The sequence below is a fragment of the Clostridioides difficile ATCC 9689 = DSM 1296 genome (assembly GCF_001077535.1).
Classification (GTDB): Bacteria; Bacillota; Clostridia; order Peptostreptococcales; family Peptostreptococcaceae; genus Clostridioides; species Clostridioides difficile.
On record NZ_CP011968.1, the window covers coordinates 3,347,465 to 3,370,948 of the forward strand.

Sequence of the window (23,484 nt, forward strand, 5' to 3'; positions counted from 1 at the left end):
TTTTCATAATAAATTATTTTGTTGAGGGTTTAAAATTAAACTTTTGCCATGGTTTAATATAATCTAATATAAATAATTCTTCTTTTCTTATATATCCTACTACATTCGATTTACCACTGTTTTTCATATCAGTCAAGGCTATTTGTAACTCCCCTGCATAATGACCATATTCACTACTTTCAATTACTATATCTCCTCTTTTTATTATTTTAGGAGTATTAAATAGTTCAAATTTGTATCCTTTATATTTAACACGAGATTGAGTAGACCTTATCAGACTATCAGATATGTCCCCTCTATTAAAATGTATTTCTTCAAAGAGTATCTTCTTCTCAACTTCTCGTATATTTTCCTCTATTGCTACATCAAATGTAACCATATCTTTTCTCATAGAACCTAATACCTTTAGCTCCTCATATGTTGGATAACAATTTGATATTATTATATCATTTATATTATTCATAGCTATTATATGCTTTACTTGAATATCTATAGGTAGATTTCTGTGCATCTCAATTGTTGGAAGCCCATCAGTTACAGGCCATGGTCCAAATGTAGTTTCATTTTGACTTGTTACAAAAACTGCTGTTCTTAATCCATACTTATTAAATCTTTCTGTACATTTTATAAAGTGTTTTAAATTTAATCCACTATATCTATGTGGATAAAAGTTATGACATCCTATCAAATTTTCTTTATTTGGTTGGTAGTCCATTATTGTATCTATATAATTAGTATTATTACTCATATTGATTTCTATTTTAAGATTTTGAGGATTAAAAGTCATTAATGCCTCTTCAGAACCTGTAAATCCCATATCAAGCCTTATTCCGTCTGCCTTCGTCTTTTTAAAAAAAGTCAAATCTTTGTAGCTTATTTCTAATTCACCAAATACTCTGGGATTTACATCAAGTATTACCTCAAAACCTTTAAACTTAGCGTATTCATTTATACGTTTAAATTTTTTAATTATATTTTCTTTAGTATCTTTAACTGATAATAAACATGAAAATATACGTGTAAATCCATTTTCAGCAGCTTTATCTATATAATCATATATTTCCTTAGATGTTGTTTTTTCTGGATAAATTGATATTCCTAATCTTCCCATCTGTGTCATCTCCTTATATCCTATATGTGTTTAAATTTATTTCGAATTACACGAAACTTTTTTAAAAATTTGGTGAAAAAAAGTTTCATATATATTTATAAAAAAAGAAAAGTTTACCTTTTCTTTTTTTATAAACAATCAACAAAATATCTTCGTTACTTATTTCATAACTGTTATACTTTGAAATTTATACTAATCTAATATAGTTTTTAATTTCCAATATAGTTTCTAATTAATAAGCTTCTTGCTCTTCAACTTTTTCTTCATGAAGCAATCTCTTATCGTACATCTTGACAAATGGATAGTAAATTATTATTGATATAGCTATACATAATAAGTTAAGAACTGAAGCTCTCCAATCTCCACCAGTGGCTAAATATGCCCCTACTGGTCCTGGTAATGTCCAAGGAGCAGTAACTACTACTCTGGATACTAAATTAGCACTCATAGCAAACCATGAAACTGTTGCCATTACTATTGGTGCTACAACAAATGGTATTATTAATATTGGGTTTAATACTATTGGTGCTCCAAATATTATTGGTTCATTTATATTGAATATTGCTGGTATTACAGTTGCTTTTCCTAAAGACTTTCCATAAGCTGATTTTGCTCTAAATGCAAGAAGTAAAGCTAAGCCTATTGTAGCTCCAGAACCTCCAATCCATATAAACCATTGAAAAAAGGGTTCAGCAGCAATACCTGGAACTGCTTGACCCGCAGCATATGAAGCTGTATTAGCATCTAATAATTGTATCCATAAAGGTCTTGCCAATGAACCTATTATTGATACACCATGTATTCCAAATGACCAAAAAAACGTTATTAAAAATATTAGTATAATTACTGATGGTAATGTGTCAGTGGCTGAAACTAATGGAGTTACTAATTTAGCTATGAAGCCATGCCAATCAAACCCTAGGAAATAAGTAACAATAGCCATTAAAATTATTATTAATGCGGCTGGTGTCAGAGCTTCAAAAGACCTTGTGACTGATGCTGGAACTGCTTCTGGCATGGTTATCTTGAATTTAGATTTGTCAGTAAATCTATAAATCTCAACACCTATTATAGATGTTACAATAGCAACAAACATTGAACCTCCACCAAGATTAGCCATTGGCATTTGCCATCCTTGAGGAATTGAATTATACCAAGCTAAAAGTTCTGGACTCTTTTCAACTATCTTTAATAAATCAGGGGTAAGACCCTCTATTGCAGTAGGAACTATTGTCAAAAGGAATGTAGCTGTAGCTAATAAACCTCCTGTCAATCCATCTAACTTATATGACTTTGCCAAACTATAACCTATGCCAAATGTAGAATATACTGATATAATAAAAAATGTCATTCTATATGGTAGTAATATTGTAACTGCATTTTCCTTTAGATACTGAGTTACCCCCCATGAATCTGGTAATGGAGGAAATGCTAATATCAAGAAAAATGACCCAACTATTATAAGTGGTAATGAAGCTACGATTCCATCTCTTACAGCTCTTAAGTGACGTTGTTCTGCCAATCTGGCCATAGAAGTTGATAATTTAGTGTCTAAAAATTCTGTAAATTTATCTAGCATCTTTTCTCTCCTTAATTAATATTTATTTTTATTATCATTAAAATTTTTATAAAATCAACTTTCTTCTAATCTAACAACACTGCAACTACTATTTACTCAACAGTTCTTGAACTTGTTTTAATAACTTTGGTCCTCCTAATGGACTATAAGCTTGTGCTTGTATTAATGCACATGGTACACTAACCTCATCAGCAAAAGCTTTTAAATAGTCAAATCTATGTCTGACTTGTGGAGCTACCATAGCAATATCCCATCCATTTTTAACTTCATCCTCAAACTCTTGAGTACCAACAGCCAAAACATCTATATCTATTCCATTTTTTGCTCCTTCTTTTTGTAATGCATTAACTGCTATAGCACTTGACATCCCTGATGAACAAACAAATAATACTCTCATATTGATTCCCCCTGTTTTTTTATTTCTTTTCAATCATTATAGCATGTATTTTTGATTACAGGAATACGTTTGTATATATTTTTTCATATTTTACATTTTTATTTGTAATTTTATTTCATGAATTTATATCTTGCTTTAATTGCTTTATTTATCTAATCATTCTTTTGTCTAAAATTACACACTACTTAAAATACTCATATCTTTTCTTAAAAAAGAAAAAAGACTATCTTATTATTAACATAAAATAGTCTCAATACTTTTTTAAATATGTATTCCTTTATATATCCAGAAGTAACCTATTATTGCAAATGATAAAGCAAATAAAATATACAGTCTAAAAAATCCCAAAGAAAAACCTCTCTTAGTTTCAACAAAGTATCTTGTATATGCAACTGCAAAAGATGTAATTAATGAATTTCCTATAACAACTCCAAATCTATTATCTATTCCAAATATAGATAATAACAAAGGAAAAACTACAGTACTTACAAGAGATGAAACTATTAGTATTAATCCACTTTTAAAACTTATAGTTGGAATATTATAATCTGTTCTTTGATTTTTCTCCATTTCTTTCTTAGTATTTTTATTACTTTTTGTACTTTTTGCATTTTTATAATTATTATTTTTCTTTCTTTTCTTTTTTTTATTATTAGACATGTCATTTACCTCCAAAAGGTTTAGGTGTTATATTCCCTAAAATAACTTTATTTTTAGCCCCTGTTGCAGATATTACATTAGAAAAAGAATTATTTAATGTTTCATTGCCCAAGATTACAAATGCCAAAGCCTCCTTTGCATCAGAAGAATACCCATATTCATCTTGAGTTAATACTTCAACCTCTAATAATAACTCTTTTATATATCCTATTAAAGTTAGATTATGAGCTCCTCCACCTCCAATTAATAAAGTATCTACATTAACCTTTGGAAGTATGAAGTTTTTATAATTATAATATATAGCTTTTGCCGTAAACATAGTTACTGTTGCTATCAAATCATATTTATCTACATGTTTATATTTGTTAAGCATGTTATCCAAATAGACTTGTCCAAATATCTCTCTTCCAGTGCTTTTAGGTGGCGCTTGACTAAGATACTTATGACTCATCAAATCTTTTAACATTTCTTCATTAATTTTACCTTTTGATGCAAAGTATCCATTTTTATCATACTTTCTATTAAATAATCTTTGACATACTCCATCTATTATCATATTTCCTGGTCCTGTATCAAATGCAAATACATCATCTATGTTACATGATTTAGGTATTATAGTAATATTTCCTATTCCACCAATATTTTGAAGTGCTAAATTTTTATTGTTATCACTATATAATAAAAATTCACTATATGGTACTAATGGAGCACCTTCTCCACCTGCTGCTATATCCATTACTCTAAAATTAGATATTACCTTTGTATTTGTTTCATATGCTATAACTGCTGGTTCACCTATTTGAAGCGTTGAAGATACAAAATTATTATAACTTCTTGGTATATGAAAGATTGTTTGACCATGAGATGCGATAAAATCCAAATTTGCTATATGAAAGTTTGCTTTATGACACACTGATTTTACAGCTTTACTAAATAAATATCCAAGCTTAAAATTTAAGCTACAGATTAAATCAACACTCGATTCCTCTTCTATACAGCACTTTCTTATTTCGTCTTTTATATCTTTAGGAATTTCTAGAGTTATAAATTCTATTTGCTTAACTTTAGTATTTCTACCATTCCCACTAATTTCAGCTAGTACTGCATCAACTCCATCTAAGGAAGTTCCTGACATTAAACCTACACTATACATAGTTATCATCCTTTTAAGTTTATAGTTATTCCTCCCCAAATCAAGGTATTAAGTTTAATAATTTTAGAATTAATCTTATTTCATCTTTAATTACGATAATTTACTCTTATGAAATTAATTGAGTTAATCTTATACACGTTTTTTACCTTAGCTAAATCTTACATTAATTTATTTTCAGTGTCAATGTAATACCATGTAATTTTTTTTCACAAACAAAACATATTCTCTCTCCAAAAACCATATTAAAATAGTTACTACAAATAAAAAACATACCAGGTACATATCTGATATGTTTTTCATATATAATAATTATTATTTTATAATATAGATAGAGCATCATTTAAGGCACTAATTAAATCTTCACTATTTTCAAGAACTAAATTTATTCTTATTGTATATGTCGATTTGTATATGATGATAGATTTTATAGTCTAATAACCTAACTATCTAGGCTTAAATAATCTGATATATCATAAAAATAGATATTAAAAATTGTATATGAACCATTTTCCGAACATACCTCAATCTCATGCCCTAAACTATCTATCATTTTCTTTACAAAATACATCCCCATTCCAGTAGACTTATACAATTGATTTCTTCCATTTTTCCCCGTAAATCCCTTGTCAAAAACCCTAGATATATCTTCCTCATTTATACCTATACCAAAATCTTTTATAGATAATACCACTCCATTTTCTAACTTTTTTGAATTAAATTCAATCTTACCAACTTCCTTTGAATACTTTATAGCATTATTAATAATTTGGTCTAAAACATATGACATGCATTTAGAATCTGTGTAAACATCATTTTCTAATTCATTCAAACTAACTTCTATATTATTTTTTATAAGCAAAAATGAATTATTTTTTATAGACATTTTTACCAATTTTTCTAAATTAAATTTATTTATAAATACATCTTCAAACATAGTGTTGCTTCTACTACTATACAAAATAGAGTTTACTAAAAAATTTATCTTTGCAACCTGATTCTTAATATCCAAACTATCTTCTATGCTACTTAACCTATCTGTAATTATACTTAAAGAAGATATTGGAATTTTTATTTCATGAACCCATTTAGCTATGTACTCATCCAATTCTTTTAATGATTGTTTATAAGTCTCTATGTCACTATTATTTTTTATTTTTAAGTTTTCTATAATATCTTTTATTAGATTTTCTTCAAAAGATTGTCCATCAACTAAATAACTGTCTATTTCACCACTATTTTCTATACAATTATATAAATTTGTGTAACTATTTCTAAAATTTATATAATCTATAACAAAAAATACCATTATTATAAACAGCACTAAAAAATCTAAATATATTAACTCTGAATATTTATTTTTAAAAATATCTATAGCAAATAAGTAGATATTTATTATACTAACTACAACTAAAGGTAGAGCAATATACTTAGACCTACCTTTCAAATATTTTACTAGCATTGTATTATATATCCTATCCCCTTCTTAGTTTTTATAAAATCATCAAAACCTAGTTCTTTAACTTTACTTCTCAATCTATTCATATTTACAGTAAGTGCATTGTCTGTCACAAACTCATCATTATCCCATAGAGTCATCATAAGACTTTCCCTTGATACAACCCTATTCTTATTTTTTAATAATAATGTTAAAATTTTTATTTCGTTTTTAGTCAACTCTATACTTTTATCCTTATACTTATGTTTTATAATCCCTTTCCCCACATCAAACATCAAATCTTCACAATACAAAATACTATTAGAATCACTATAATTATAGACTCTTCTTATTATACCATTTATTTTGGTAACCAATATTTCTATAGAAAATGGTTTGGTAATGTAATCATCTGCTCCATTATTTATACCCATTATTAAATCCATATCAGAATCTCTTGATGATAAAAATATTAATGGTACATTTGAAATAGCTCTTATTTTTTCGCACCAGTAAAATCCATTATATAATGGTAAATTTACATCTAAAAGTACTACATCTGGTTTTTTATCTATAAATTCATCTAATACTACCTCAAAATCATCAATTAATTCTACTTTAAATCCCCATTTTTCAAATGCTAATGCAATCTCTTTTGATAAATCAATATCGTCCTCTACTAATAAAATTCTATACATTTGTATATTCTCCATTATCCTAATATTTCACTATGCTATGAATTATTAATATCATAACATATTTTATATGAATTTATTACCCAAATTATTTAGTTAATCAACAAGGAGACTCTTATTACAAGAATCTCCTTTCTCTTTATTAATATATCAACTAATTTTTATACACTACACTCTTAAACTTATTAACAGATACTGCTCCATATATTATGAATATTATCAAACATATCACTAAACTTAGTATATATATACCAAATAAATCGGTCATCAATAAATCTCCTGCTAATCTCAATGCAAAATAACTAGATATAGTTGCACTTAACATTGGCAAAGTATAAAAAATAGCTACTTCTTTAAGTACAGCTCTATTTATATCTTTTTCTGTAGTACCTATTTTTAACAAAATCTTATATTTCTCTTTATCTTCATATGCATCACTATATATTTTCATATATATTATACTTCCAGCTACAATTGCAAAGACTAAGAATAAAAACACAAGCACTACATATGCAAACTTCATCCATTGACTCTCACCTTGAGCTTTATATCCATTTTGAATATACACATTTTTTAAACTTAAATTCTTTTCAATATTGTTGAACATTACTTGACTATTTTCTTCTTGAAATACCTTTGCACCATAAAAATACACTTGTTGACCCTTATCTCTTAGTTTAAAATATGTATCATCATTTACCACTATAATACTTTGATTAAGTCCTGTCCCTAGTACTGGAACTTTTACTTCTCCCCTTGAAATATTATATAACTGACCATCAAGTTTTATCTTGGCTTCTTTTGTAGCTATTGATGCTATCGTTTGAGGGCTTTTTAACTCTATTACATTATTTCCACTAACTAATCTTTCACCATACTCTTTTAATTCTTTATCATTGCCATTCACTTTAAGAGTATTACAAAAATCACTATATTTCATTATAGTATCTGTTGTATCATAAGCTTCTTTTATATCTGTTTTCTTTAAAATTGTTAGTTCTGGATTTACTGAGTACTTTATCTTATTAGTATCTTTTATTATATTCTCTATTTGTTTTTTATTCACTTCATCTTTATCCATTGAAACTATGCTAATAGTGTACACATTTCTTTGTTCTTGGGCATTCTTATGTATACGCTTCATCGCAACTGAAGCACCAAGAGTTGATATTGTTGTAGTTATAATTATAGCTATTATAGCATAAGTTTTATAGTTTTTATTTAATCGGTAGTTTATATTGTTTATTGCAATTATATTATTTCCATTAAATAATATTTTTTTATTTTTGATTATAATATCAAATATAACAGGCATAACTGATTTGAATAATCCATAAGTACCTACTATTATTATACCTATAACAGGTAGTACACTAGTTATATCTCCAGTTCTTATATTGGTAGAAAGATAGTAGCCATATCCTATTACTATAATTGATACTATAGCTAATATATATATACCTATTCCTACCTTTGGTATTTTTTCTTGTTTTTTAGATATATTGATTAGATTTATTACACTACTTCTACATATTGTTATAAAACCTTTTACAGCCATTATTATAAATATAGAAATAAAGATTAAAGTAGCATATAGTATAGCTTCTATACTAAGTCCATTAGATACCTTTATATTAAATCCAGATAACTTTATTATCACTACTTGAAAAAATCTAGATGTTATTATCCCTATAATTATTCCTGTTATACAAGAACTTATTCCTATAAGCATATTTTCTACAAAATATATTTTTCCTATAGTATATAAATCTAATCCCATAAAAGACAATATTCCAATTTCTTTAGACCTATTCTTAAAAAATATATTTGTTGCATACCATATAAAGAAAAATAAAAATACTGATAGTATCATTATTACAGCTACTAACACTGATAGTGTAAATTTTTTATTTTCATCTTGTAACACATTTATAGCATCACCATATCTTAATAATTCAAAATTAGTTAGCACAACTACTGAAAAAACCATAGATATAAAAAATGCTAGATAAGTTCTTATGTTACTCTTAAAATTATTATAAGCAATTCCAAGTATACTCACTTACATCTCACCTCCCATAGAGGCTAGCATATCCATAATTTTTCCATAAAATTCTTTTCTACTATTTCCTTTGTTTAATTTACACTTTATATTTCCATCATTTATCATATATACTTCATTTGAATAACTTGCTGTTAGAGGGTCATGTGTAATCATTATAATAGTAGCGTTATTTTCTCTGTTTATTTTTTCTAATGATTCTAAAAGTTCATATGCTGATTTAGAGTCTAAAGCACCAGTTGGCTCATCAGCAAATATGACTGTTGGATTTGTAATTAATGACCTAGCTGCTGCGCCTCTTTGTTTTTGTCCTCCTGATAACTGATATGGATATTTATCTAAATGATTTTCTAATCCAAATTTTTTAGCTATAGAAAATACCTTAGCTTCTATCTCCTTACTTTTCTTTTTTCCTAATGCTAGAGGAAGTGCTATATTGTCCATTAGTTTCATATTGTCTAATAGATTATAGTCTTGAAATATAAACCCTATTTTTTCTCTTCTTAATTTTGATAGTTCATTATTTTTTACTTTTGATATATTAATTCCATCTAGTATTATTTCTCCTGAAGTTTGTTTGTCAAGTGTAGACATTAAATTTAGCAATGTTGTCTTTCCTGCACCAGATGGACCCATTATTGATATAAAATCACCTTCATTGACTGTAAGAGATATATTTTTTAATACATTTGTTTTAAATCCTTTTATTCCATAATCTTTTGATATATTTTTTATTTTTAATATTTCTTTCATAATAATAGCCTCCAGTTGCTAATTTTTTAATATATATTTATTTTAAAGGTTTTATATAAATAAATCCTTAAGTAAATATTACATTTTAACTGTTAGCATTACACTTTTGTAACATATGGAAGACTATTATAATTATAATGGAAATATCTTAAAATAAAAGCATGATTTACTTCTTTGTATAAACAAAGAAAAGAAGCTCCTAAGAAGCCTCTAATCTATACAATTATTCTTCTCTATAAAAAACCAAAATACACATTGATTGTGGCAAATACAGATACTATAAACAAGTGATATTACTACTATATATTAAAACAATTATTCCTGAAGATAATTCAATAAGACTATCAAGCAATAAGCTAAGCATCCAAAAAGACTTAATACCATTAATGTATAATTATACCCAATATTAATGCTTAAAAAACCAGCAACAGTTGGAATAATCAGAGATGAACCTCCCATAAATATACTTAAAGCTATTAATTGGCTACTACTTCTAAGTTTTTTAGGAGAAACTTCAAATATTAATCTTTTTGAGGTAATTAAAATTAAAGGAGTAGAAAACACTTGAAAAACACACAGTATAATAATGATATTTGAATCATTTGTTAAAGCAAATAGTAGAAACTGAACTGTTATCATAATAGCACTTAATTTTAATAAGTTTAAACTGCTATATTTTTTTAATAAATAAGAACCAGCCAGATATGTTGGTATCTCTAACACTGACTGTAAAGACCACTTTAAAGATATCTGAGAATTTGTAGCATTTAAAGCTATCATTTTATCTATTACAGTACAGTTATTTGCTACCACCATTGAGTATAATAAGAATAAAATACATACTAGTAAGATATATTTTTTATCTTTTAATAATTCAATAATATCTTTATTAGTTACATTTATTTTCTTATTAATCTTTTCAATATCAGGTAATAATAGTATATTTATAATAAGTAATACTACAATTAAACCAATCGCTACAGATAATCCAAAATATGAGAATCTAAGAATCAAGTAAGATGCTACCATACTTCCAATAGCCCATCCAATCGACCCAAAAGTCTTAATAAATGACAAATAATTATTAATATTATCTCCACAACCTATTATCCATGTATCATATAAACTACAGCAAGTATTTAATAATCCTCCTGATAAAGCAACAAGTAATAAGTATATTATAAAAGTTGCAGATTCAGTAGAAAACATAATAACTGATGCAATTCCATAAACTGATAAACTAATTAAAACAATTTTTTTCATTGTTTGATACTTATCAGCTAATACTCCAAATAATAATTGAAACAATATATTGGTTATTGCATAGCTCGATAATATAATTCCTCTTTCAAACGCTGAGTAACCTAATTTTGATAAGAAAGGTGTGAATTTTGTTGAAGCAAAGGCAAAAATAATATATGAGAAAAAATAGAATATGATAAATTTAAATTTAATCGCTTTATTAATCATAATCAATCAAAATTGATAACTTTAATACCACTATTTCCTTCCTGATTTAAGTTTGAAAGATGATATTTTACCGTATTAGGATTCTCTACAATAACTAAAGGAATATATAAAGTATTTTCAAGTAACTTATTATCAATTTCTACTAACTTTTCCCCCATATTAACTTCTTGACCTTGTTTAACTTCTAATTTAAAGTTTTCTTTTTTTGTTGTTGCACTATCCAATCCAATATGAATAAGAATTTGAACATCATTTTGCAATTTAATTCCTATAGCATGGTTAGTTTGAGCAATAAAACTTATTACTCCTTTAGTCGGTGATTTAAGAATATTGTCCTTTGCTATCATAGCAAATCCATCTCCCATTACCTTAGTTGAAAATACTTTATCAGGAATTTCTCCAAGATTAATTATTTTTCCATCAATGTAGGAATTAATTGTAATTGCTTCTTTTTTTCTTTTAAAGAACATTATAGACACTCCTCTACATAATTAACTTTATTCTAATTATCATTACAAATAACGATATTAAGCATACTGCAATTGAGGAAAAAAGAGCCTTATAGCTCTTTCCCCATTGTAGTTCTTTAATACTGCTTATGATTTGTTTAATTCCAACAAATTTATAAATATAGGTAAACATGATAACAATAGTTATTGTGTAAATTTGGAATATCTGCCCTAATAAGACTAAATAGAAAGCAATCATGTTTTCTTTTATCTCTTTATTCTTTTTTATATTGTAAATAACATATGCACTGTATACTGCACTAAAGTTAGAGATTAAATTTAAACTTGCATTAACATCATTGTTTAAAAGTTGTGAAAATGAAATATTTGTAAATAATGATGTCAATTCTAAATACACTATATATAAAACAGGTAATATTAGAAAACAAACCATAACCACTGAAAGAAATATATTTTCATCTTTTAATACTGCTGTGATATTTTTTATTTTATTTGTTATCATGTTTTTGTTCTCCTTATTTAAAAGTTGGCCAGAAATCCTTATTAGCCACAATCATTTCATCTAAGATTTCTTTTGCTACTTTTGCACTTGGAACAGTTTTACTCATAGTAAACGACTGCCATAATTTTTGATAACTTTTTTCTATCCATGCTTCTACAGCTAATTTTTCAGAAGCAACTTGTTGTTCCATTAAACCTTTTTGGAAAGTTGGAATTTTACCTATAGACATAGGTTCAACCATATCTTTTCCAACAAGGCAAGGAATTTCAACCATTGCATCATCTGCAAAATTTTCAATAGCTCCATTATTAGGAACAATCAGTAAAAATCTTTCCTGAGTATTAAATGCTAATGCACAAGCTAATTCAACAATAAATTGAGAATGTTCACTTGCATCAAACCATGTATCTCTTGCTGTGCCATTTTTTATAATTCTTTCACATTCTTCGAATGTATCCTTTTCTCTTCTATCCATAATTTCATTTGCTCTTGTATAATTTGGATTAGCATGTTCAACAGTTTCATCAGCCATTAAATAATATTTTAAATAAGTATTAGGTAATGTAGTCGGTTCTATTTCCAATAAATCCTTTGCTGCTCTCATAGTTTCTAACCAACTAGATTCTTTGTGTTGACCTTGAGGTGTAAATTCCTCATATCCTTTTTTAGCACAATATTCTTGTACTTTAGGCATTAAATCATTTCCTTCTTTGTCCTTAATACTTGTCCACCACCCGAAATGATTCAATCCATAATATCTAACATCAAAGTCTTTACGAGAATTTAAACCTAAAACTCTAGCAAATATTTCCTCTAAACATACTGGCATATCACAAATATTAATAATTCTTGAATTTGGTCTTAATACACGACATGCTTCTGCAACTATAGCTGCTGGATTTGAATAATTAAGCATCCAAGCATTTGGAGAATATTTTTCCATATAATCAATCATTTCGATTATTGGACCTATTGTTCTTAATCCATAGGCAATTCCACCTGCCCCACAAGTTTCTTGACCAACAACCCCATATTTTAGTGGAATTTTTTCATCTTGTTCACGTAAAGCATATAAACCAACACGAATTTGTGCCATTACAAAATCAATATCAGTAAATGCTTCTTCTGGATTTGTTGTATAACTAAATTTAATTTCTGGATTTTTCTCTCTAACAATTATTGCACATGCTTCAGCAACTTTTCTTTGTCTCTCATCATTATTGTCATATAATTTAATTGATTCAATAGGAAATTTAGCAACACTTTCAATTAACATTGTTACAATTCCAGCAGTATAAGTACTACCCCCACCAGCAATTAGTATCCTCTGTCTTTTTCTTTCCATCTTTCCTTCTCCTTTATAATAAATTTTCAAATTCTTCTCTTACACTTGGTACTGAAAGCCCAATAATAATCTGAATAGCTTTTCCATTATGCACTAAACCATGTGCACCTACTGCCTTAAAATCTTCTTCTTTAGAAATAATTGAGTCATCTTTCAAGGTTAATCTCAATCTCGTAGCACAGTTTGTAACATCTACAACATTTTCTGCTCCACCAACTAATTTTATGTATTCAGATGCTTGTTGAGAGGCTTTACTCAATTTATTTCCTTTTTCATCTTTAGTTTCTAAATATTCATTTTTAGTATATAGTTTTGTTTCTTCACTATCTTCCTCTCTACCAGGAGTTTTCATATCAAACTTCTTAATTAAGAAAGTAAATACAAAGAACCAGATAAATGAAAATATAATCCCTACAACAACTTGAACAACATATACCTTCCAGTGATACATTCCAAGAGGAAGCCAATTTAATACAACCCAGTTAATAATTCCTCCACCAAAATCACCAACAACTCCTAGGGCAAACGAAATCGTTTGCAAGCATGCATCTAAAAATGCATGTACTAGGAATAAAAGTGGTGCTACAAATAAAAATGTAAATTCTAACGGCTCAGTAATTCCAGTTAATACTGCAGTAAGAGTAGCAGGAATCATTAAACCTAATACTTTTTTCTTTTTTTCTGGCTTTGCAGTTACATAGAAAGCACCAAATACACCTAATGAACCAAACACCTTCGATAATCCGGATAATGAAAATCCGATTGGATACATTTCCTTTAGAGTCTTAGCTGAAGTTTGAAAGTCCTGAATATGAGTAGCCCAATATACTGATGTACCACCTGGAACAACAACACTATCATAACAAATTGGTGCATATACAAAATGATGTAATCCAGTTGGTATTAAAATCTTTTGTAAGAATGCATAACACCAAACTCCTATATTTCCACTATTTATAAAAAACGTTTGCAAATGTCTAATAACATTTTGAATATGAGGCCAAATAAAACAAGTTAATAATGCAACTGGTATCATAACAAAGAAACAAATTGCAACTACAAGTGATGAGCCTCTAAATAATCCAATAAAATCTGGCAGTTCTTTATCATAAAATCTATTATGAATATAAATGACAATACCTGATATTAACAAAGCACCAACCATACCAGTATCTAATGTTTTAATACCAGCAATGCTTACAAGTCCACTTCCAGCACTTATTTCAGCTGCGAAATCAACTCCAAAGCTTTTTCCCCAAAAACTTAACATAGAACCTACAAAATAATTAAAAGTCAAATACGTTGCTAAAGCCTCCATACAAGCTCTTGCTTGTTGCTTTTTTGCAAGTGCTATTGGTAAAGAAATAGCAAATAATAATGGTAATTGATTAAATACCATCCAAGCTCCACTAGATATTACACCCCAAAATTGGTACCAAATATTTTCTGGTGTAGCAAGTGAACCCATAATTGACTGATTTTGAAATACAATTGAGAATCCAACCATTATCCCAGCAAAAGCAAATAATAGTGTTGGTGTAAACATTGCCCCTCCAAAACGTTGTATTTTCTTCATCATATAAATTACTCCCCTCCTCATATTTTTAGTTTATCTTTGGCCTTAGATATCTATTATTTTAACAGGTTAATAAATATATACAATCTTTAGGGTATATTCGGAGCTTATTCACAGTCAAATAAGTTTTTGCACATTTTTATGTTCAAATTCTCATAAAAAAAAGAATGACTACAATTTGCAATCAATCCCTTCTGTAATCATTCTATGCCTTTTATAAATACTATATTTAATAAATAATAACTCAATCAATATAAAATATAACATTGTCAATTTATAACTAGGGTGCATTTGTAAAAATGAGATATTAGTCGCTGAAATATAAATTGATTCATCACTTAAATCAGTCAATGTATTATTTTTAAACTCTGTAATTGAAATTATTTTAGTTCCTATTAATTTTAATCTTCTAGCAATATTAAGTGTATTCTCATTCTCACCACTTAGGGATATAATAATCATAACATCATTTTTACTGACAATATTGTAAAAAGAATCATCAAATGTTCTTCCCTCAAAATCATATATTATTTCTTGACATGATAAGAACATTCTCTTTATCTGTTTTGCAACCACATTTTGAATATCACCTGAACCATAAGCGTATATTGTTCTTGATTCATAAAGAAGTTTACACAATGCATCATAATCTTTATTTTTTTGATCTTCAACATACTTAATTATTGAATTACATGCAATATCAAATGACTGATTTTCTATGACATGAACCTTTTCTGATTCCCAGCTTAATAATACTTTAAACTCACTGAAACCTTTTAAATCTAATTTTTTAACAAATCTTGTAATAGTTGCACGAGACACATTACATTTCATAGCAAGTTCATTTATTGACATCTTACTACAATGTTTTTTATTTGCAGTTATATATTTCCATATTAATAAATCTGTATCATTCAATTTATTATAATTAAAAAAAATCATTTCTTCTAATCTCATAAACTATTACCCCCTTTAATTAAAAATCGTCATAAATATTATACCAATATTCAACATTAAATTACAGCGTATTCTTATATTTACTATTTAGCCCATAAAATTGACTATAAAAAATACTGCTATAATTGATGTTTAAAAAAATGTAGTTTTAATTTTATTCTTTTATCTAATAATTAATATTTTCAAGTTCTAGTGCTTTTCTTATACAATTATCATCTTTAAAATCAGCAGTCCTTTTACAATCTTTTACTTTAAATTCTGGAATAGTTTTAAATTCCTCATCACATATTCCATTCTTATTTAAATACATACAACTTGCCATTCTAACTATTAGACCACTATTTTTTAAATTAAACAATACAGGGTCTATACACCCTCCATCTCCGCCAGTAGTTTCACCAACTAAAGTCGCAAATTTATTTTCTTTACAAAACATTGCAAACGACTCTGATGATGAATATATTTTTCTATCAACAAGTAAGTATATATTACCCTTAAATTTTGAATCATCTGTAGATTTTATAGTATAGGAAGTATCTTCAAAATCATTAAAATCTTTTATAATTTCTTTAGGTGCATTTTCCTTTACACTTGCTGGTAAATTTTCTACAGGATTTAATTTTATATTTCTTGCATTTGTATATTTTTTTACTATTTCATTATTATTTCTATAAATTCTATAACCATTTATTTTGATATCATTTTTTATGAGTTTAGATACGATTCCCTGCCAATACCTATCACTTCCACCTAAATTACCTCTTATATCAATAATTAAAGCTTTATGTTTTTCTAAAGTGTTAATATAATCTCCAATTATTTTTAAATCATTATTTATAGAGCCATTCTTTGATGACATTGATGGTAAATACATATATCCAATCTGACCCTTAATAACATCCTTTAAAATTAATTCTTTTTTTACAAAAATATCATCTGGCATTTTTATTTTAAGATTCATAGAGTCATATCTATCCACAACTTTTTTATCATTAAGAAAATCATACCAATCATTATTAGAGTATGATTTCTTAAAAAGTTCATATCTTTTCTTATTATCTATTACTTCTGTGTGTTTATTATTTAAATCAGATAATATAGATGACAGTTCTTCTATAAATTCTTCATCATTTTCAGTGTTTTTTATTCGTTTTGTATATTCATCCTTATTTGCTAACCAATCAATATTATTAAGCCTCTTATTTACACCTAGATATGGATATCCTGTCTTTACAACATTATACACATAATTAAAGTCATCCACCTTTTCCTCTTCAGACAACTGATTCTTTTGAGAATAAGTAGAATTACCTAATAAGATTATAAATGCTAAAATAATTACTAAAAATAATACTTTCTTTTTCATGTAATTCTCATCCACTTTCAGATTTTATATTTTAATACATTGTATCATTATTTTATTATCACCTAAACAGTTAAAAGAAATTCTTGAAGATATATTCCACTATTATTCTATTTAAAAATTTTTATTTGTATTTTCAAAATTATTTCATGAAAGTTATAAAATAACAATTATATTCAAATATCTATTTTACTGCTATATCCTGAAAGTAAATTCTTATCAGTGATATACTAAAAAAGATATGCTAAAAAATTTATCCATTATAATGACTTAAATTTAGATACTTTACTGATTTTTATTTATTAGTTGAGAAAGATATTGATAATTAAAAATATTGATAACTATAGAAATGATTATTTTTTATAGAAATTTTAAGGATATAAACTAATTATACTTAAGTCTATATCCTTAATTTATCATGATTATGAGAATTTTTACAAATACTTATCTTTGTCCGTTTTAGAATAAAAACAAGAACATATCCTACTTATTTTATTCAAAAATCCAAGTTTAATTACTACACAATTACTTATTAGAAATTGTATCTACTTCATATATATATCTGTTAAGTATAGCTTCTAGCATTTCTTGTCTTCCAGACTTATTCTTTATAACTGGCATTTGCAGTGCATAAGATTCTAACTCTTTAAATCCAACCTTACCTTCTACTATATCCTTACCTATACCTTCACTAAAACTTGCATATCTTTCTTTAGTAAAGTTTTCAAATACCTCATCTTCTAATAATTTATGAGCTATTAATAATCCCTTTGCAAATGTATCCATTCCTGCAATATAAGCTAGGAATAAGTCTTCTACCTCAAAAGATGCTCTTCTTACTTTAGAGTCAAAGTTAAATCCTCCTGGTGCTATTCCACCTTGCTTTAACACTTCATACATAGCAAGTGTTGCATCATATATATTTGTTGGAAATTGGTCTGTATCCCAACCTAATAATAGGTCTCCTTGATTTGCATCTATACTACCTAAAACATTGTTTATTCTTGCTATATTTAATTCATGTTGGAAAGTATGTCCTGCAAGTGTTGCATGGTTTGCTTCTATATTCATTTTGAAGTATTTATCCAGATTATACTTTCTTAAAAATCCTAAAACAGTAGCAGTATCAAAATCGTATTGATGTTTAGTAGGCTCTTTTGGCTTAGGCTCTATTAAGAATTGGCCAGTGAATCCTATTTCCTTAGCATAATCTACAGCCATTTGTAAGAATCTTGCAAAGTTATCCATTTCAAGTTCTGTATTAGTGTTAAGTAAAGTTTCATAACCTTCTCTTCCACCCCAGAATACAAAATTTTCTCCTCCTAAGTACTTAGTTATTTCCATAGCTTTTTTAACCTGAGCTGCTGCATATGCATATACATCTGCATTACATGTTGTAGATGCACCATGAACAAATCTTGGATTTCCAAACATATTGGCAGTTCCCCATAATAACTTTATACCTGTCTTTTCCATATTAACTTTTATATACTCAACTATTTCATCTAATATCTTATTTGTCTCTTCTAAATCTCTTCCTTCTGGTGCTATATCTCTGTCATGAAAACAGAAATACTCAATTCCCATCTTAGACATAAATTCAAATCCTGCATCAACTTTAATCTTTGCTATCTCAATTGGGTCTGTTATATTATTCCAAGGTCTCTCTACTGTCCCTACTCCAAATGGGTCATTACCCTCTCCACATAAAGTATGCCAATAGCTCATTGCAAATCTTAAGTGTTCTTTCATAGTCTTATTACCTACCACTTGTTCAGGATTGTAGTATCTAAATGCTAATTCATTGTCAGATTTTACTCCTTCAAATTTTATCTGTCCTATTCCTTTAAATATTTCACTCATTTCATGTCCTCCTAATATTTTACACATATAATATATGTAGTATGTTTTCTTAATTTAAAACTATTTTCTATCTTTATTTTTCTTTTTAAGCTAATTTAATTATTTATTTTTGCATTAACTACTTCATCTAATAACTTAAAGTCATCTTTCAAAGATTTGTATATTCTTTTATACAATCTATGATATATATTGTATGTATCTACATTTTCACTTATTGGTTCTAATTTAGTTGAAGTTTTTATTATAGCATCACATGCTTTTTGTATATTTTCATATATTCCAGCTCCTACTAATGCAAGAATTGCAACTCCAAGTGCTGGTCCTTCACTTGAATTTATAGTATATACATCTTGATTAAACATATCTGCTTGCATCTGTCTCCATACTTTACTTTTTCCACCTCCACCTGAGGCTCTTACTTCATTAACGTCTATATTAAGATTCTCTATTATATCCATACAGTCTTTAAGACTATATGAAACACCTTCCATTATTGACCTTGCGATTTCTTTTTTAGAATGGATTGGAGATAATCCAAAGAACACACCTCTTGCATAAGGGTCAAGATGAGGGGTTCTTTCTCCCATCATATATGGTAAGTAAAGCAATCCATTACATCCTGTTGGTACTTGACTTACTTGATTATTTATAATCTCATATACATCTTCACCTAAAGAATTTGAAACTTCCACTTCACTTTGACAGAAATTATCTTTAAACCATTTTAATGACAATCCAGCTCCTTGAGTAACTCCCATAACATGCCATGTATTTGGTATTGCATGACAGAAAGTATGAACTCTACCTTCTTTATCAATTTTTGGCTCTTTTGTATAAGCAAATACTACACCTGATGTACCTATAGTAGATGAAACTACTCCATCTTTAACTATTCCATTTCCTATAGCTCCTGCTGCTTGGTCTCCAGCTCCTCCTACCACTATTGTTCCTTCTTTAAGCCCTGTCAAACTTGCTACATCTCTAGTCACATAACCTGTAATCTCTTGTGATTCATAAACTTTACCTAAAAGATTTTTATCTATATTTAACTTTTCTAGTACTTCATCGCTCCAATCTCTTTTTCTTATATCGAGCAACTGCATACCACTTGCATCTGATACCTCTGTAGCATATTCACCTGTCAATTTGTATCTTATATAATCTTTTGGAAGAAGTATTTTATTAGTATTTTTATATATATCTGGTTCATTGTTTCTAACCCATAATATCTTTGATGCTGTAAATCCTGTAAGTGCTGGATTAGCAGTTATTTCAATCAGTCTTTCTTCACCTACTAAATCAGTTATCTCCTCACACTCTTTTACTGTTCGTTGGTCACACCATATTATAGAGTTTCTCAATGTTTTACCTTCATTGTCCAGCATAACTAGACCATGCATCTGTCCTGATAATCCAATTCCTTTTATACATTCACTGCTTATATTTGAACTTTGAACTACTTCTCTTATAGATTCGACTACAGCTTTCCACCAATCATTTGCATCCTGCTCTGCCCAACCTGATTTCTCTTGTATAAGAGGATATTCATATGTACAACTTTTTATAGTATTTCCTAGTTTATCAAATAAAACTGTTTTAGTACCTGATGTACCAATATCCACACCTAATACATACTCCAACTTCATCCCTCCTTGAATGCCACTTCATAACTATCGTTTTCCTATCCTAATTTTTTTATATTTTAGGTATATTTTACTTGCTTTATTTTTGTTAGTATATTAAACTAACTTATGAACTAATAATAAAATATTTAATTATCTTTGTCAATGCAAAATAACCTTTTATTTTTGTGTAAAAAGTATTACAATATTATTTTAAGGAGGAATATCAAATTGGTTACTGATAAATACACTATTCGAGAAATGAATGAAAGATTGGTACTTGAACAAATTATAAAAAATGGTCCTATTTCTAGGGCAAGTATAGCTTCTACTATAGGATTGAATAAAGCAACTATATCCGCTATTACCAAAAAACTTATTGATGAATCTCTAGTTCATGAAATAGGAATTGGAAATAGTACTCATAGTGGCGGAAGAAAACCCATATTATTAGTATTTAATAAATGTGCAGGGATTTCTTTAAGTATGGACGTTGGATACGACTATATATTTTCTTCTCTATCTTACTTAGATGGAACTATTATAAATTCTAAGAAATTAACAGATATACAAGTAAGTAAAGACAATGTTATACAATTGATAGATGAAATTATAAATAGTTATAACATATCCAAAATAGACACTCCTTATAAGGTAATTGGTCTTACTTTGGCTATACATGGGATTACTTGTGAAAATAAAGTATTGTTTACTCCATATTACAATCTTAATGAGATTGACTTATATAGCATCCTTAGCAAAAAGTATGACTTTCCTATTCATATAGAAAATGAAGCAAACTTAACAGCTTTAGCTGAGAATACTTTTTCAACTGTACATAACTCACTACTTAGTCTCAGTATTCACAGTGGATTTGGTTCAGGCATTATAATAAATAATAAATTATATAGTGGCAGAAATGGTATGAGTGGAGAAATTGGTCACACTATCATCATGCCTAATGGTAAACTATGTCCTTGTGGAAATCGTGGCTGTTTAGAACAGTATTGTTCAGAAAAAAAGGTATTTGAACAGCTTTCTTCTTTAGAAAATATTCCTAAAATAGATTCTGATATAGTAAAGCAACTATATTATGAAGATAACCAGAATGCCAAAAAAGTTATTCATGAGTTTTGTAGTTACTTAACAATAGCTATAAATAATGCTATTACAACTTATGCTCCTGAAATAATATATTTAAATAGCCAAATAATTAGTGATATCCCTGAGATATTACAGATTACAAAAGATATGTTAGTTAGCTCTTTTAACAAAGGAATAAATATAGAAATTTCATCATTAGGGTCTGAGGCATCTCTATATGGTGGCTCTGCCGTAAATATCAAGAGCTTTTTGAATATACAAAATTTAACTTTAATTAATGAAATATAAGGGTTATGACTATATACAGCCATAACCCTTTAAATTATACATTCTAAAATTAGATTTATTATATAGTTTATGCAAGATTAGCTATATTTTTTAAAAATTGTATATCAATTAAATATTAACATAAGTATTTCGTTTTAAATATTAATATAATCTTCCTACTCATCATCAGATAATAAACTTGCATTTTGTTCAACCATAGAAATATTATCTTTACCTATTTTCTCTAATTTTGCTGCCAATTCCTTTGTATCTAAAAAAGCTGATTCAATAACCATACCTAAATTTAGCCCTGAAATAATTTTAATTCGACTGTCATTATTGGCTACTAATAAAGCAGCATTACATGGAGTTCCACCTAGTAAATCTGCCATTATAATTATTTCTGAACTTTCCTTGTACACTTCTAAAGCTTTTTTTAATTTTTCTATTGTTCCTTCTATTCCATCATCTTGTTTCATATTTACAGTAGGATAATCTATAGAATCCCCTATTATCATTTTTGCAGAATTTAAGACTTCTTCAGCCATATTGCCATGACTCATCAAAATAATACTATTCAATTTAATACACCTCTTTAAATCTATAAGATGTCTACAAGATAAGTTTTCTTATCATCAGGCGTCATTATAGTTGTAATTTCAATTCCTTCATCTAAAAGTCTTTTAAATGCTTCTTTCTCTTCTTCAGTAACACTGATATTAGGTCTTAGAACTGTTGTATCTTTTCTACTTGACATATTTCCTACATTTATATTATGTATTTTAAATCCTGCCTCTACAAATGGAATAAGGTCCACAGGAGACTTAACAATTAATAATACATTTTGTCCTTCATACTTTCCTGCAGTAATATTTTTTATAGCAGTCTCTTCTGTAATTATAGATGACGCTATACCTGCAGGTGTAGCCATTCTTAAAACTTGTTTTTGAACAGAATTGTTAGCTACTGCATCATTTACTACCATTAATCTTGTAACACCCAATTTATTACTCCACATAGTTGCAACTTGACCATGGATTAAACGGTCATCTATACGAATATTTTTAATACCTTTCATTTCCATATCTAATATCATCCTT

Annotated in this window: 21 protein-coding genes; 1 reads left to right on the forward strand and 20 read right to left on the reverse strand. The window is 27.7% G+C overall.

Annotation, left to right across the window (positions count from 1 at the left end; all coding sequences use genetic code 11):
- Positions 1–13 precede the first annotated feature (13 nt).
- The 18 genes from CDIF1296T_RS15700 to xylB form a co-directional block, all read right to left on the reverse strand.
- On the reverse strand, positions 14–1,111 hold the full coding sequence (locus CDIF1296T_RS15700; RefSeq protein ID WP_009898112.1) for a DUF871 domain-containing protein: 1,098 nt from the start codon (positions 1,109–1,111) through the stop codon (positions 14–16).
- A gap of 232 nt (positions 1,112–1,343) precedes the next feature.
- A complete protein-coding gene (locus tag CDIF1296T_RS15705) occupies positions 1,344–2,690 on the reverse strand; it encodes a PTS sugar transporter subunit IIC (RefSeq protein ID WP_003431385.1) in 1,347 nt (448 codons plus the stop codon).
- An 88-nt stretch (positions 2,691–2,778) separates the two neighbouring features.
- A complete protein-coding gene (locus CDIF1296T_RS15710; protein WP_009898113.1) occupies positions 2,779–3,087 on the reverse strand; it encodes a PTS sugar transporter subunit IIB in 309 nt (102 codons plus the stop codon).
- Positions 3,088–3,348: 261 nt separating this feature from the next.
- Positions 3,349–3,747, reverse strand: a complete 399-nt coding sequence (locus CDIF1296T_RS15715) for a hypothetical protein (RefSeq protein ID WP_009898114.1) — start codon at positions 3,745–3,747, stop codon at positions 3,349–3,351.
- A 1-nt stretch (position 3,748) separates the two neighbouring features.
- Positions 3,749–4,900, reverse strand: coding sequence for an anhydro-N-acetylmuramic acid kinase AnmK (gene anmK, locus CDIF1296T_RS15720; RefSeq protein ID WP_021363879.1), 1,152 nt, complete (start codon positions 4,898–4,900; stop codon positions 3,749–3,751).
- Positions 4,901–5,339: 439 nt separating this feature from the next.
- Positions 5,340–6,359 carry a HAMP domain-containing histidine kinase gene (locus CDIF1296T_RS15730; protein WP_009898116.1) on the reverse strand — a complete coding sequence of 340 codons (1,020 nt, stop codon included), beginning with the start codon at positions 6,357–6,359 and terminating at the stop codon, positions 5,340–5,342.
- On the reverse strand, positions 6,353–7,033 hold the full coding sequence (locus CDIF1296T_RS15735) for a response regulator transcription factor (protein WP_009898117.1): 681 nt from the start codon (positions 7,031–7,033) through the stop codon (positions 6,353–6,355). The genes CDIF1296T_RS15730 and CDIF1296T_RS15735 overlap by 7 nt, the downstream gene beginning before the upstream one ends.
- Positions 7,034–7,184: 151 nt before the next feature.
- The gene (locus CDIF1296T_RS15740) at positions 7,185–9,092 is read right to left on the reverse strand and encodes an FtsX-like permease family protein (RefSeq protein ID WP_009898119.1); all 1,908 of its coding nucleotides are present in this window, start codon (positions 9,090–9,092) and stop codon (positions 7,185–7,187) included.
- The gene (locus tag CDIF1296T_RS15745; RefSeq protein ID WP_003439918.1) at positions 9,093–9,845 is read right to left on the reverse strand and encodes an ABC transporter ATP-binding protein; all 753 of its coding nucleotides are present in this window, start codon (positions 9,843–9,845) and stop codon (positions 9,093–9,095) included.
- Positions 9,846–10,160: 315 nt separating this feature from the next.
- Positions 10,161–11,315 carry an MFS transporter gene (locus CDIF1296T_RS15750; RefSeq protein ID WP_021370635.1) on the reverse strand — a complete coding sequence of 385 codons (1,155 nt, stop codon included), beginning with the start codon at positions 11,313–11,315 and terminating at the stop codon, positions 10,161–10,163.
- Positions 11,316–11,317: 2 nt separating this feature from the next.
- Positions 11,318–11,785, reverse strand: coding sequence for a PTS glucose transporter subunit IIA (locus tag CDIF1296T_RS15755; protein ID WP_003431370.1), 468 nt, complete (start codon positions 11,783–11,785; stop codon positions 11,318–11,320).
- 13 nt (positions 11,786–11,798) lie between these two features.
- Complete coding sequence (locus CDIF1296T_RS15760; RefSeq protein ID WP_003439922.1) at positions 11,799–12,287, reverse strand: hypothetical protein; 489 nt, start codon at positions 12,285–12,287, stop codon at positions 11,799–11,801.
- 13 nt (positions 12,288–12,300) lie between these two features.
- The gene (locus CDIF1296T_RS15765) at positions 12,301–13,632 is read right to left on the reverse strand and encodes a 6-phospho-alpha-glucosidase (protein ID WP_021363882.1); all 1,332 of its coding nucleotides are present in this window, start codon (positions 13,630–13,632) and stop codon (positions 12,301–12,303) included.
- A 13-nt stretch (positions 13,633–13,645) separates the two neighbouring features.
- Positions 13,646–15,211, reverse strand: a complete 1,566-nt coding sequence (locus CDIF1296T_RS15770; RefSeq protein ID WP_009898124.1) for an alpha-glucoside-specific PTS transporter subunit IIBC — start codon at positions 15,209–15,211, stop codon at positions 13,646–13,648.
- A 168-nt stretch (positions 15,212–15,379) separates the two neighbouring features.
- Entirely contained in the window at positions 15,380–16,165 is a 786-nt protein-coding gene (locus CDIF1296T_RS15775) for a MurR/RpiR family transcriptional regulator (RefSeq protein WP_009898125.1), read from the reverse strand.
- A gap of 166 nt (positions 16,166–16,331) precedes the next feature.
- A complete protein-coding gene (locus tag CDIF1296T_RS15780) occupies positions 16,332–17,531 on the reverse strand; it encodes a S41 family peptidase (RefSeq protein ID WP_009898126.1) in 1,200 nt (399 codons plus the stop codon).
- Between the two features lie 522 nt (positions 17,532–18,053).
- Positions 18,054–19,391, reverse strand: coding sequence for a xylose isomerase (gene xylA, locus CDIF1296T_RS15785; RefSeq protein ID WP_009898127.1), 1,338 nt, complete (start codon positions 19,389–19,391; stop codon positions 18,054–18,056).
- Positions 19,392–19,486: 95 nt separating this feature from the next.
- The gene (gene xylB, locus CDIF1296T_RS15790) at positions 19,487–21,037 is read right to left on the reverse strand and encodes a xylulokinase (protein WP_003431356.1); all 1,551 of its coding nucleotides are present in this window, start codon (positions 21,035–21,037) and stop codon (positions 19,487–19,489) included.
- Positions 21,038–21,244: 207 nt separating this feature from the next.
- Here xylB and CDIF1296T_RS15795 point away from each other — a divergent pair, with 207 nt between their 5' ends.
- Positions 21,245–22,405: an ROK family transcriptional regulator gene (locus tag CDIF1296T_RS15795; RefSeq protein ID WP_009898135.1), complete on the forward strand. Its 1,161-nt coding sequence runs from the start codon at positions 21,245–21,247 to the stop codon at positions 22,403–22,405.
- 155 nt (positions 22,406–22,560) lie between these two features.
- Here CDIF1296T_RS15795 and CDIF1296T_RS15800 read toward each other — a convergent pair whose 3' ends face one another.
- Positions 22,561–22,965, reverse strand: coding sequence for a PTS sugar transporter subunit IIA (locus tag CDIF1296T_RS15800; RefSeq protein ID WP_009898137.1), 405 nt, complete (start codon positions 22,963–22,965; stop codon positions 22,561–22,563).
- 20 nt (positions 22,966–22,985) lie between these two features.
- Positions 22,986–23,468, reverse strand: coding sequence for a PTS sugar transporter subunit IIB (locus CDIF1296T_RS15805; RefSeq protein ID WP_009891383.1), 483 nt, complete (start codon positions 23,466–23,468; stop codon positions 22,986–22,988).
- Positions 23,469–23,484: the final 16 nt, after the last annotated feature.

What these genes read in the sequence shown, in the direction of transcription:
- CDIF1296T_RS15775 (WP_009898125.1), bottom strand. Translation starts at nt 16,165, where the DNA reads ATGAGATTAGAAGAAATGATTTTTTTTAATTATAATAAATTGAATGAT.
- CDIF1296T_RS15780 (WP_009898126.1), bottom strand. Translation starts at nt 17,531, where the DNA reads ATGAAAAAGAAAGTATTATTTTTAGTAATTATTTTAGCATTTATAATC.
- CDIF1296T_RS15770 (WP_009898124.1), bottom strand. Translation starts at nt 15,211, where the DNA reads ATGATGAAGAAAATACAACGTTTTGGAGGGGCAATGTTTACACCAACA.
- CDIF1296T_RS15710 (WP_009898113.1), bottom strand. Translation starts at nt 3,087, where the DNA reads ATGAGAGTATTATTTGTTTGTTCATCAGGGATGTCAAGTGCTATAGCA.
- CDIF1296T_RS15715 (WP_009898114.1), bottom strand. Translation starts at nt 3,747, where the DNA reads ATGTCTAATAATAAAAAAAAGAAAAGAAAGAAAAATAATAATTATAAA.
- xylA (WP_009898127.1), bottom strand. Translation starts at nt 19,391, where the DNA reads ATGAGTGAAATATTTAAAGGAATAGGACAGATAAAATTTGAAGGAGTA.
- CDIF1296T_RS15705 (WP_003431385.1), bottom strand. Translation starts at nt 2,690, where the DNA reads ATGCTAGATAAATTTACAGAATTTTTAGACACTAAATTATCAACTTCT.
- anmK (WP_021363879.1), bottom strand. Translation starts at nt 4,900, where the DNA reads ATGTATAGTGTAGGTTTAATGTCAGGAACTTCCTTAGATGGAGTTGAT.
- CDIF1296T_RS15760 (WP_003439922.1), bottom strand. Translation starts at nt 12,287, where the DNA reads ATGATAACAAATAAAATAAAAAATATCACAGCAGTATTAAAAGATGAA.
- CDIF1296T_RS15735 (WP_009898117.1), bottom strand. Translation starts at nt 7,033, where the DNA reads ATGTATAGAATTTTATTAGTAGAGGACGATATTGATTTATCAAAAGAG.
- CDIF1296T_RS15700 (WP_009898112.1), bottom strand. Translation starts at nt 1,111, where the DNA reads ATGGGAAGATTAGGAATATCAATTTATCCAGAAAAAACAACATCTAAG.
- CDIF1296T_RS15730 (WP_009898116.1), bottom strand. Translation starts at nt 6,359, where the DNA reads ATGCTAGTAAAATATTTGAAAGGTAGGTCTAAGTATATTGCTCTACCT.
- CDIF1296T_RS15765 (WP_021363882.1), bottom strand. Translation starts at nt 13,632, where the DNA reads ATGGAAAGAAAAAGACAGAGGATACTAATTGCTGGTGGGGGTAGTACT.
- xylB (WP_003431356.1), bottom strand. Translation starts at nt 21,037, where the DNA reads ATGAAGTTGGAGTATGTATTAGGTGTGGATATTGGTACATCAGGTACT.
- CDIF1296T_RS15750 (WP_021370635.1), bottom strand. Translation starts at nt 11,315, where the DNA reads ATGATTAATAAAGCGATTAAATTTAAATTTATCATATTCTATTTTTTC.
- CDIF1296T_RS15755 (WP_003431370.1), bottom strand. Translation starts at nt 11,785, where the DNA reads ATGTTCTTTAAAAGAAAAAAAGAAGCAATTACAATTAATTCCTACATT.
- CDIF1296T_RS15745 (WP_003439918.1), bottom strand. Translation starts at nt 9,845, where the DNA reads ATGAAAGAAATATTAAAAATAAAAAATATATCAAAAGATTATGGAATA.
- CDIF1296T_RS15805 (WP_009891383.1), bottom strand. Translation starts at nt 23,468, where the DNA reads ATGGAAATGAAAGGTATTAAAAATATTCGTATAGATGACCGTTTAATC.